Source organism: Corallococcus sp. CA047B, assembly GCF_003612065.1.
GTDB lineage: Bacteria > Myxococcota > Myxococcia > Myxococcales > Myxococcaceae > Corallococcus > Corallococcus praedator.
In genome coordinates, this window is the sequence record NZ_RAWD01000315.1 from 1 (window position 1) to 10,968 (window position 10,968).

7 protein-coding genes are annotated in these 10,968 nt (G+C 70.9%); 5 read left to right on the forward strand and 2 right to left on the reverse strand.

All coding sequences use genetic code 11. The features are described from left to right. Positions 1–791, reverse strand: a 791-nt coding sequence (locus D7X74_RS33625; protein WP_233602371.1) for a thioredoxin domain-containing protein, incomplete at its 3' end; no start/stop codon positions are given. Positions 792–946: 155 nt separating this feature from the next. On the opposite strand from D7X74_RS33625, the gene D7X74_RS33630 reads away from it, so the two are divergent. The 3 genes from D7X74_RS33630 to D7X74_RS33640 all read left to right on the forward strand — a co-directional run bounded on the left by D7X74_RS33630 (position 947) and on the right by D7X74_RS33640 (position 3,884). After that, on the forward strand, positions 947–2,230 hold the full coding sequence (locus tag D7X74_RS33630) for a PKD domain-containing protein (protein ID WP_120537095.1): 1,284 nt from the start codon (positions 947–949) through the stop codon (positions 2,228–2,230). 82 nt (positions 2,231–2,312) lie between these two features. Next, positions 2,313–2,918 carry a TetR/AcrR family transcriptional regulator gene (locus D7X74_RS33635; protein ID WP_120537096.1) on the forward strand — a complete coding sequence of 202 codons (606 nt, stop codon included), beginning with the start codon at positions 2,313–2,315 and terminating at the stop codon, positions 2,916–2,918. A gap of 51 nt (positions 2,919–2,969) precedes the next feature. Beyond that, positions 2,970–3,884 carry an SDR family oxidoreductase gene (locus tag D7X74_RS33640; protein WP_199741954.1) on the forward strand — a complete coding sequence of 305 codons (915 nt, stop codon included), beginning with the start codon at positions 2,970–2,972 and terminating at the stop codon, positions 3,882–3,884. Between the two features lie 24 nt (positions 3,885–3,908). Here D7X74_RS33640 and D7X74_RS33645 read toward each other — a convergent pair whose 3' ends face one another. Next, a complete protein-coding gene (locus D7X74_RS33645) occupies positions 3,909–6,464 on the reverse strand; it encodes a hypothetical protein (RefSeq protein ID WP_120537098.1) in 2,556 nt (851 codons plus the stop codon). Positions 6,465–6,717: 253 nt separating this feature from the next. Here D7X74_RS33645 and D7X74_RS33650 point away from each other — a divergent pair, with 253 nt between their 5' ends. Next, positions 6,718–9,507, forward strand: coding sequence for a serine/threonine-protein kinase (locus D7X74_RS33650; RefSeq protein ID WP_120537099.1), 2,790 nt, complete (start codon positions 6,718–6,720; stop codon positions 9,505–9,507). 133 nt (positions 9,508–9,640) lie between these two features. After that, positions 9,641–10,900 (forward strand): sigma 54-interacting transcriptional regulator, encoded by a 1,260-nt coding sequence (locus D7X74_RS33655; protein WP_370450833.1) that lies wholly within the window; start codon positions 9,641–9,643, stop codon positions 10,898–10,900. The last annotated feature ends 68 nt before the right edge of the window (positions 10,901–10,968 follow it).

Sequence of the window (10,968 nt, forward strand, 5' to 3'; positions counted from 1 at the left end):
GGGTAGGGCTCGCCGGTGGTGGGCACCACGCGCTGCCCGGTGCCGTCGAAGTGCATCACCTGCCGCACCTCGCCCTGGTCGTAGAGCATCACGGTCTTCTTCACCTTCTCGCTCACGCCGTTCTCGTGCATGCGCTCGGTGGTGAAGTGCTCGGACGCGAACCAGGTGCGCGGGCCGTGCAGCGTGCCCTTGTCGAAGGTGCCCTCCTGGGACACCTCGCCGCTCTCGTGGAAGCGCTTGAACACGCCGTGCGGCGTGCCGTGCTTCATGATGCATTCGTTGCAGAGGGTGCCGTCGGCCCGCCAGAACTTCCACGTGCCGTGCTGCTGGCCCTTGGCGTCCTTGGGTCCGAAGGACCACTCCGCCTCATCCGCGTCCCACGTCGCGCCCTTGGGGACGCCCGCCGGGAGCTTGCCCGCCTCGGTGCGCTTGCGGTTCGCGGCGCGGCGCCTCAGCACCTCCACGTCCACCGCCTCCAGCCGGCCCAGCAGTGCGTCCAGGGCGGCGGCGGGCAGCGCACCGGTGACGCGGTGGACCTCCACCCCGTCCTTGAAGGCGATGAGCGCGGGGATGGAGTCGATGTCCAGGGGCTCGGAGAGGGACGCGTGCGCCTCCGTGTCGAGTTTGGCGAAGGTGATGTCCGGGAACCGCGAGGCCGCCGCCGCGAAGATGGGCGCGAACGCGCGGCAGGGCGCGCACCAGGGGGCCCAGAAGTCCACCACGCACACCCCGGCCCGCTGGGTGACGTCCTCGTAATTGTCCGGGGTCAGTTCGACCGGCGCTCCTGCCACGACCACTCCTGCTCAAGGGGAGGCAGGATAAGACGGGCGCCGGGGACGCACGTCAACCGGCGCGTCGCCTGGGTGCGGGACAATCCGCGCCCAGCGTGGACCGGCAGGGGGCAGGCTGGCACCCTGGCGCCATCCTTCCCCCTGGAGCGCCCCCCATGTCCCGTCCCTTCACCGCGCCGTGGAGGCCGTTGTTTCCCCGAGGAGGGCTGGGGCTCGCCCTGGCCCTGGGCCTCACGGGCTGTGGACCGGAGGCGGTCCCGGCCGAAGCCAGCCTCGGGGAGGTCCACGCGGCGGTCACCTTCGAGCCGGAGTCGGGCGTCCTCTTCGGCGCGTTCGCGGGCAAGCGCGGCACCGAGGACCACGCCGCGGCCCTGGACGCCCTGGAGCGACAGGCCGGTCGCAAGATGGACGTGCACCGCATCTATTCGGTGTGGGACGAGCCCCAGCCTGGCAAGTTCGTGCTGGCGGACCTGGAGCGCGGCCGCATCCCGCTGCTGTCCATCACGGCGAAGCGGCAGGACGGCAGCGGCGTCGCGTGGTCGCGCATCGCGAGCGGCGCGGAGGACGCGCAGCTCAAGGCCCATGCGCTGGCGCTCAAGGGCACGGGCAAGCCGCTGTTCCTCATCTTCAACCACGAGCCGGACATGGCGGGCACGGCGCACGGCACCCCCGCGGAGTACGCGGCGGCCTTCCGGCGGCTGGTGACGGTGTTCCGCCAGCAGGGCGTGACGAACGTGAGCTACTCGATGACGCTCGTGCCCTACAGCTTCCAGTCGGGCGCGGCGGACGCGTTCTACCCGGGCAGCAGCTACGTGGATTGGGTGGGCGCGGATGCCTACAACTGGAACGGCTGCAACCCCACGGCGGGCGCGACGTGGCGCTCGCTGGAGGAGGCCGTGGCGCCGGTGCTCACCTGGAGCAACGCGAAGGGCAAGCCGGTGATGCTGCCGGAGTGGGGCTCCGTGGAGGACCCGGGCGTACCCGGTCGCAAGGGCCAGTGGTTCCGGGACGCGCTGGAGATGTTCAAGCGCCATCCGGAGATCAAGGTCGCGTCGTACTTCCACACCACCGGGACCTGCCCCTGGTGGGTGGACTCCTCGACGTCCAGCGTGGCGGGCTTCCAGGCCCTGGGGAGTCACGGCTACACGCACGCCACGGCGGCGGCGTGGCTGAAGCCGTCGGTGACGACAGGCACGGCGCCGCTCACGGTGACGTTCGACCTGTCGGGCAGCACGGGCTTCCAGTCCACGACGGGCACGGGCAACGACGCCTGGAGCCTGGACTTCGGGGATGGCACCGCGAAGGTGACGGGTCGGGGCCGGCCCACCGCGCTCCAGACCCACCGCTACACGGCGAAGGGCACCTACCGCGTAAGCCTCACCGTGACGGACTGGACGGGTGTCCAGAACACCGACACGCAGGTCCTCACCGTGAAGTGAGCCTGCCCGGCTGCTCCAACCCCGGGACTGGACAATGTGGTCTGGGTTGACAACGTGAGTTCATATTGTCAATTTCGTCCACATGGCCGTGGACCCCAAGACTCCCGCGAAGGGCGCTGACGACGCGCGGCGTCGCAAGCTGCTGGAGGCGTCGCTCGGGGTGTTCTCGCGCTTCGGCTATCGCAAGGCGTCGATGGAGGAGGTGGCCCGGGCGGCGGACGTGTCCCGCCAGGGCCTCTACCTGCACTTCGCCACCAAGGAGGAGCTGTTCCGGGCGGCGGTGGAGTACGCGCTCGGCACCCACCTGGAGGCGGCGCTCGCGGCGTTGGCGGAAGTGGGGCGGCCGCTGGAGGCCCGGCTGGTGGCCGCGCTCGACGAGTGGCTGGGCCGCTACGTCGGGCACCTGGGCGCGGATGCGTCGGACCTCAGCGAGACGAGCGGTTCGCTCACCGGCACGCTCAAGGCGGAGCACGAGGCCCGGTTCGAGAAGGCCGTGGCCCGGGCGCTCACCGACTCACCGTTGATGGCCGTCTATGCGTCCGCCGGCCTCACCGCGCCGCAGCTCGCGCGGACCCTGCACGCCACGGCGCGCGGCTGGAAGCACACGTGCACGTCGCGGGAGAGCTTCATCGAACACATCACCGTCGCGGTGCGGATGCTGTTCGCGCCGCTGCGCCGGGTCCGCTAGCGCGCTCCCGGGTCGTTCCAACAGCACCTGCCGCACGAAAGGCGCATGCCCATGACCGCACCCATTCCTTTTGGCGCCCGGTCCACGGCGAGCGAGGTGCTCGAAGAGCTCGACCTGAAGGGGCGCACCTTCCTGCTCACGGGGTGCAATTCCGGCATCGGCGCGGAGACGATGCGGGCCCTGGTCTCCCACGGTGCGCACGTCATCGGGCTCGCGCGTTCGCTGGAGCAGGCGCGTGAGGCCTGTGCACGGGTCGGAGGTTCGACGACGCCCGTCGCCTGTGACCTGGCGGACCTGGACTCGGTCGAGGCCGCGGCGCGCACGGTCCGCGCGCTGGACCGCCCGCTGGATGCGATCATCACCAACGCTGGCGTCATGGCGCCTCCGAAGCTGGAGGTGCGCTACGGCGTCGAGCTGCAATTCCTGGTCAACCACCTGTCGCACTTCCTGCTCGTCAACCGCCTCGTGGACCGGGTGCGGGAGCGCAAGGGCCGCATCGTGGTCGTCAGCAGCAGCGCGAGCATCGAACAGGCGCCGCGCGAGGGCATCGCGTTCGACAACCTGGACGGGCATCGCGGCTACAAGCCCTTCACGTTCTACGGCCAGTCGAAGCTCGCCAACGCGCTGTTCGCCCAGGAGCTGTCGCGCCGGCTCAAGGGTCGGGGCATCCTCGCGAACTCGCTCCATCCGGGCGCGGTGGGGGGCACGCACCTGCAACGGAGCCTGGGCTTTCCCTTCACCTGGATCCTCCCGGTGGCCCGGCGGTTCATGAAGACCGTGGAGCAGGGTGCGGCGACCCAGACGTTCCTCGCGGCGAACCCCCTGGTGGAGCAATGCACGGGGGGCTACTGGAAGGACTGCAAGGTGGCCCAGGGACACCCGCTGCTGGACGATGCCGCGTTCGCCCAGCGCCTCTGGACGGTCTCCGAGGACCTGCTGCGTCCCCACGTGGGCGCCGTGGGCTGACGCCTCCGTCAAGACTCCGGCGGCTCAGTCGATCTGCAGCTCGGAGATCTTGTGCGGCTTGTCGCTGATGGCGTCCATGATCTTCCCGATGCCGAAGGTCAGCAGACCGATGCCCGCGCCCACCGCCATGCCCAGCGGGCCGCCAATCGCGCCCACGGCCACCGCGCCACCGAGGCTGCCCGCGATGCCGACGGCGCCCTTGGCGATCTGCGCCCCGTCGTTGACCTTCGCGCCGTTGACGATGTCGAACACGCCACCCACCGTGCCGCCCACCGCGCCCAGCACGTTGGCCGCGCCGCCCATGCCCTTGAGGGCGGAGAGCGCCTTGCTCCCGGCGCTCGCCGTCGCGCCGGCCACCTTGCCGATGCCGCCCATGCCCTTCACCGAGTCCAGCACCACGCTCGTGACGGCCCCACCCACCTTCGGGTTCGCCAGCGTCTTCGCCCACGGCATGGCCTTCGCCGCGGGGGCCGTGGTGGTGAGCGCGCCCGCGTTCTTGAAGCCCTTGATGGCCTCCGTGAACGCCTGGCCGCCCGTGTAGAGGTTCAGCGCGCCGTTGGCCGTGTCCGTCACGCCCTTCACGATGTCCGGCATGTTGTTCTCGCGGATGCCCCGCGCCAGCGACATGCCGCCCGCCACCACGCCCGCCACGCCGCCCAGCGCGCTCGCGCCGCCCTGCGCCGCGTTCAGGCCCTTGGAGAGCGTGTCCTTGCCCAGGATGGCGGTGGCCTTCTCGGGCAGCCTGCCCGCGTCCTGGCTCAGGCCCTTGAGGACGTTGAGCGCCTGCGCGCCGCCGCTGTTCGCGTACTGGTTCACCGTGCTCGCGGTGGAGATGCTCGCCTGCTCCAGCAGCACCTTTCCGAACGCGTCGTCCTTGAAGTCATCCGGGTTGGAGACGTCGCGCATGTCGCGGCCTTCCGGGCCGGACAACTGCATCTTCTCTCCGTCCTTGCCGACCTCGTGCACGCCCTTGCGGCCCTCCGCGTCCGTCACCGTGGTGCGCGAGTTGACGAGCTGCGCGCCTTCACTGGACAGGAGCGACGTGTCCTCCTTGAGGGACGACTCCGTCTTGTTGTCCTTCGTGCGCTTCGTCTCCAGCGACTCCTGCAGCTCCAGCCCCGCGTTCGTCGCCTTGCGGCTGCTGTTGTAGTGCTGCTCCAGGTCGGAGCCATCCGCCTCGCGGCTCCTGGAGTCCATCTTCTCCACCGAGCCGTCCTGGCCAAAGGTGGTGGATGACTCGCCGTTGACCGGCACGCGCTTGGAGGAGTCCTCCTTCTCGAAGGTCTTGCCCTCGTACTTCTCCTTCACGGTGCTGCCCTCGCGCGTCCTCTCCGTCTTGATGGTGGCGTCCGGGTAGCCCTCGATGAAGGTCTGCGAGTCCAGCCGGTCCGGGCCCTTCTGTAAATCTACCGTCCAGCGCTTCGGCGGGCGGCCCTCGCCTGCCTTGTCCGCGTCCCAGTTCTCCCCGCCGCCCTTGCCGTACTCGTCGCGGACCGTGTGCAGGTCCTCAATCGTGTGTGGCTCCTTGCCGGCCAGGTGCGTGTGGCCATCCAGCGTGCGGTCCACGTAGGACGTCGCCTTCACGTTGTCCTGGGAGAAGTCCTGCACGCGGCTGTACTGCACGTCGCCCTGCTTGCCGTCCTCGCCCGGGGGCGGAATCGAGTAGCTGTAGGTGTCCGCGCGGTCCACCGGCTTCTTGAAGTCGAACGGGCCCTTGAGCTTGTTGTCGATCGAGCCGCCGCCCTTCTGCTGGTAGAAGGAGGTCCGGCTGCTCGTCGCGCCGCCGTCGGCCTGCGTGTACTCGTTCGTGATGAGCCGGTCGCCGTCCTTGTTCTTCTCCGTGGACACCTCGTTGCGCGTGTACGTGAGGCCCCGGTCGCGCGTCTTGGAGATGTCACCGAAGGACTTGAGGTCCGCGGTCTCGTTCTTGTCGCCCTTCCACTCGGCGCGCTCCACCAGCGTGCCGCCGTCCGCCTTCATCTCCAGGCGGTCGCGCTTGTTGGTGCCGTCCTCGTAGGTGGCGCTGTCCATCGTCACCGCGCCGTCCTTCTTCGTCGCCACCGAGCGCTCCACGACCTCCTTCTTGTCGTTGACGCGGGTGAGCTCCACCTCGGACTCGGACACGCGCTGGATGTTGCTGCCCGCGGGCACGGGCTCCTTGCCGTCCGCCATGGCGAAGAGCTTGTCGGCCTCCTGCGTGGTCTTCTCACGCAGCGACGTCTGCGCATCCACCGTCTCGGTGCGGCGCTCGGCCACGTTCTTCAGGTCCACCGCCTGCTTCGCCTTGTCCTCGCCGGACACCGTCTGACGCTCGGGCGGAGGTCCTTCCACGGCCGGCTTCGCGACGGCCTTCCCGGCGGCGGCCAGCCCCATCCGCAGGCCCGCGATGGCGGGCGCGTTCGCGGCCTCGCCCAGCACCGGGCCCGTCGCGGCCTTCTTCACCTCGAAGGCGTCGCCCACGACGGCCGGCTTCTTCGCCTCCACCGGCGTGCTGGCGCCCTTCTGGGGAGCGGCCTTCTCCGTGATGGCGGGCGGTGTGACGGGGGCGAGGGGCTTGCGGGAGACAGGTGCGAGGGCCATGGGCGCTCCAGAAGGGGGGACTGCGAGTGCTCCGTTGCAGGGACCCATTGCGTCGGACGTGCCAGCCCCGGGCGCCCCCCGTCCGTTCCTGTTTCCAGGGGTTTGTCTCCCACATCCACCGCAGGCCCTGATGACAGCGCTTGGGACGCTGATGACCGCTGTCACCAGGCAGGCGGGCGGGATGACGCAACGCGGGAGAAGATGCGGGACGGATGACGGCCAGGGGTAGAATCCGGCCCCGGGTGCACCACCGATGAAAAAGAACGACACCGGCAGGGGCGGAACTGGCACGGGTGCTTCGGACTCCGCGCGCTCGGGCGTGGGAACGGGCCGTGGGACGGGGCGGGGCACGGGAACCGGAGGTACTCCGCGCGCCCCCGAGGACGTGCCTCCGGTTCCGCAGGTGGGCCGCTACCTGCTGTTGCGCAAGCTGGGACAGGGCGGCATGGGCGTGGTGTACGCCGCCTATGATCCGGACCTGGACCGCAAGGTGGCGCTCAAGCTGCTGCACCCGAACCACCAGCGCGAATCCGAAGAGGCGCGCTCCCGGCTGATGCGTGAAGCGCAGGCCATGGCGCGCGTCTCCCATCCCAACGTCATCCCCGTCTTCGACGTGGGCATCTGGGGCGACCAGGTTTTCGTCGCGATGGAGCTTGTGGACGGCGGCACGCTGGGCACCTGGCTGAAGGAGTCCAAGCGCTCCTGGAGCGAAGTGCTGGAGTTCTACCTCCAGGCCGGCCGGGGACTTCAGGCCGCGCACGACGCGGGGCTCGTGCACCGCGACTTCAAGCCCGCCAACGTGCTGGTGAGCCGCGCGGGCCGCGTCTACGTGACGGACTTCGGCCTGGCGCGGCAGGTGGGGGACGCGCCGGAAGCGGCGACGACCCCGGAGGAGGCGGAGGTTCTCCAGTCGGCGGACCGCCGGATGCTGGAGACCACGCTCACCGAAGCGGGCCTCCTCGTGGGCACGCCCAACTACATGTCCCCGGAGCAGTTCCGGGGCACGACGCTGGACGCGCGCACGGACCAGTTCAGCTTCTGCGCCGCGCTCTACGGGGCCCTCTTCGGCGCGCGCCCCTTCGACCCGGGCAGCCTGAAGGCGTACGCGTCCTCCAGCCGGGGCGTGGAGGCGGAAGGCACGCAGTCACTGGGAGGCACCGCGCCCCTGACGGCCAGGGGCCCCAGCGCGCCGCCGCCCGTGCTCATCCGCGAGCCGCCGCGCGACGTGAAGGTGCCCGCGTGGGTGCGGCAGGCGGTGCTGCGCGGCCTGTCGCTGGACGCGGACGCGCGCTTCCCGTCCATGCGGACCCTGCTGGACGCGCTCTCCCAGGAGCAGCGTCTGGGCCAGCGCAAGCGCTGGATGTCGGCGACGGGCGCGATGGCCGCCACGCTGGCGGTGGCGTCGGGCGTGGCGTGGCAGCAGTCACAGGTGTGCGCGGACGCCGGGGCCCTGATGGACGACGTCTGGACGGCGGATGCGAGGGCGCGGCTGGAGTCCGCCTTCCGCGCCACCGGCAAGCCCTTCGCGGAAGCGATGGCCTTCCGCACGGTGCAGGTGCTGGAGACCTACGCGGGCGCCTGGAAGCAGCAGCGCGTCCAGGCGTGCGAACAGACGCGCGTGCAGGGCGTCGTTCCGGAGGACCAGTTCGACCGGCAGGTGGTGTGCCTGGAGCGGCGCCGCCAGGACCTGCGGGCCACGGTGGACCTGCTGGCCGGCGCGGACGCCGCGGTGGTGGAGAAGTCCGTGGACGTGGCGCACGCGCTGCCCGCGCTGCACGACTGCGAGGACGTGGGCTCGCTCGCGGAACAGCAGCGCCGGCCCTCCGACCCCGCCCTGCGCGAGGAGATTGAGCGGCTGGAGGGAAAGCTGTCGGAGGTCCGCGCGCAGGTGGACGCGGGCCGCTACCCCGCGGCGCTCGCGGCGGTAACGCCCCTGGAGGCGCGCGTGGAGGCGACAGGCTTCCTGCCGCTGCGCGCGGAGCTGCGCTTCCACCAGGGCTGGCTGCGCGAGCAGACGGGGGATTCACCCGTGGCCTCCCAGCTCCTGTCGCGCGCCGTGTTCGACGCGGAGGCGGGCCGGGCGGACCGGCTGAAGGTCTCCATCCTCAACAAGCTGCTCTATGTGGAGGACGGGCAGAAGCACTTCGACCCGGCGGCGAACTGGGGCCAGCTGGCGGAGGCCACCCTGCGGCGGCTGGGCGGGGAGCCGGTGCTGGAGGCCGACGTGAAGGTGAACCAGGCCAACCTCGCCGCGTCCCAGGATCGCCTGGACGAAGCCCTCACGCGGCTTTCGGAGGCGCGCGCCCTCTATGAGAAGGCCCTGCCGGCGCAGCACCCCAAGCGCGCGCGGACGCTCTTCCTCATGGGCCGGATGACGCTCGCGGCGGGCAAGCCGCAAGAGGCCCTGCCGCTGTTGGAGGAGTCGCTGAAGCAGACCGAGGCGGCGGTGGGCCCGCTCCACCCGGACATGGCGCGCCGGCATGGCCTGCTGTCCCTGGCCCTGCGCGAGCTGAAGCAGGACGCCCTCGCGCTGCCCCACGCCCAGGCGACGGCGGACCTCTACAAGGCGCTCCACGGCGCGGACAGCCCCCGGTACGCGGAGGCGCTGGACGAGGTGGGCATGTGCCAGCTCGGGATGAAGCGCTACGACGACGCCCTGAAGACCTACGAGCAGGCCCTGGCGCTCAAGCGCAAGGCGCTGCCCGCGGACGACGAGGCCCTCCAGCCCTCCTATGACGGGGTGGGGCAGGCGCTGCTGGGCCTGGGCCGGGCGCGTGATTCGGTGGAGCCCCTCCAGCAGGCGGTGTCCTTCGCGTCCGCGCCCGCGGATGCGCTGGCGGAGTCGGGCTTCGCGCTGGCGCGCGCGCTGTACCAGACGGGCCGTCCGCCCGAGGCCCGGGGCGAGGCCACGCGCGCCCGGGGACGCTTCACCGAGGCGGGCATGGAGCAGCGGGTGGGGGAGGTGGACTCGTGGCTGAAGTCCCTGCCGGCCGAGCGCACGCCCCCGCCTGCCCGCAAGCCGCTCCGCCCGAAGCGGCGGTAACGGCGCGCACGCGCGGGTGGCAGCCCCGGCGAGCCGTGGTAGCGTCCGCCGCGTGTCGCTGCCGCCAGACGAGGACGAGGCGCTCCTGGATGCCACCGCCACGCTTCAGCGGGGCCGGTCGGGTCAGGTGCGGATGGTGCTGCGGATCCTGTCCGGCGCGGACGCCGGCAAGTCGCACGCGCTCAAGCAGGGTACGTACGTGCTGGGCAAGGCCCCCACGTGCGACATCATCCTGTCCGACAAGGCCGTCTCCCGGCAGCACCTGAAGCTGGAGGTGCACGACGAGCATGTGCTCGCCACGGACCTGGGCTCCCACAACGGCTCCTTCGTGGAGGGCCTGCGCTTCAGCGCCATGGAGCTGCGCCCGGGCAGCGTCTTCACCCTGGGCACCACCGAACTGAAGCTGGTGCCGGAGGACACGCGCGACCGCTCGGTGACGCTCTCCTCGAAGGACCACTTCGGCGCGCTGGTGGGCAACAGCCGCAAGATGCGCGAGGCCTTCACGCTGCTGGAGCGGCTGGCGCCCGGCGGCGCGGACGTGCTCATCCACGGCGAGACGGGCACCGGCAAGGACCTGTGCGCGGAGGCCATCCACCAGCAGAGCCCGCGCGCCAAGGGCCCCTTCGTCATCGTGGACCTGGCGGGCGTGCCCTCCACGCTCATCGAATCCGAGCTCTTCGGCCACGTGAAGGGCGCCTTCACCGGCGCCCAGGCGGACCGCGCCGGCGCCTTCGAGCGCGCCCAGAACGGCACCGTCTTCCTGGATGAGATTGGCGAGCTGCCCCTGGAATTGCAGCCGCGCCTGTTGCGCGTGCTGGAGCGCCGGCAGGTGAAGCGCGTGGGCGGCAACGACTACTTCACGGTGAACATGCGCGTGGTGGCCGCCTCGCACGTGAACCTGGAGCAGGCCGTCCAGCAGGGGAAGTTCCGCCGCGACCTCTTCCACCGGCTCGCCGTGCTGCGCGTCACGCTGCCCGCGCTGCGCGAGCGCCCGGACGACATCCCGCTGCTCATCGACGCGATGCTCAAGCAGATGGGCCGGCAGCCCAGCGCCCTGTCCGACCAGACCCGCGCGCTGCTCCTCCAGTACCCCTGGCCCGGCAACGTGCGCGAGCTGCGCAACGTGGTGGAGCAGGTGGTGAACCTGGGCGAGGAGTCCCTCCCCGACCTGGAGGTGCCCCAGGACGGGCAGCGCAAGGGGGCGGACCTGGACCTGCCCTTCAAGGAAGCCAAGGAGCACCTCATCGAGGTCTTCGAGCGCGACTACCTGAAGAACCTCATCGAGCGCTGCGAGGGCAACATCTCCCGGGCGGCCCGCGAGGCGGACATCGACCGTGTCTACCTTCGGAAACTTCTGCGGAAGCACGACCTGGATCCGTCCGGGGACCCTTAACACGGGGCGGCATCCCAGGTAGGATGGCATCCCCCATCCCCTCCAGGAGACCTCCCCTTGAGCGTGAC

What these genes read in the sequence shown, in the direction of transcription:
- D7X74_RS33630 (WP_120537095.1), top strand. Translation starts at nt 947, where the DNA reads ATGTCCCGTCCCTTCACCGCGCCGTGGAGGCCGTTGTTTCCCCGAGGA.
- D7X74_RS33635 (WP_120537096.1), top strand. Translation starts at nt 2,313, where the DNA reads ATGGCCGTGGACCCCAAGACTCCCGCGAAGGGCGCTGACGACGCGCGG.
- D7X74_RS33640 (WP_199741954.1), top strand. Translation starts at nt 2,970, where the DNA reads ATGACCGCACCCATTCCTTTTGGCGCCCGGTCCACGGCGAGCGAGGTG.
- D7X74_RS33645 (WP_120537098.1), bottom strand. Translation starts at nt 6,464, where the DNA reads ATGGCCCTCGCACCTGTCTCCCGCAAGCCCCTCGCCCCCGTCACACCG.
- D7X74_RS33650 (WP_120537099.1), top strand. Translation starts at nt 6,718, where the DNA reads ATGAAAAAGAACGACACCGGCAGGGGCGGAACTGGCACGGGTGCTTCG.
- D7X74_RS33655 (WP_370450833.1), top strand. Translation starts at nt 9,641, where the DNA reads ATGGTGCTGCGGATCCTGTCCGGCGCGGACGCCGGCAAGTCGCACGCG.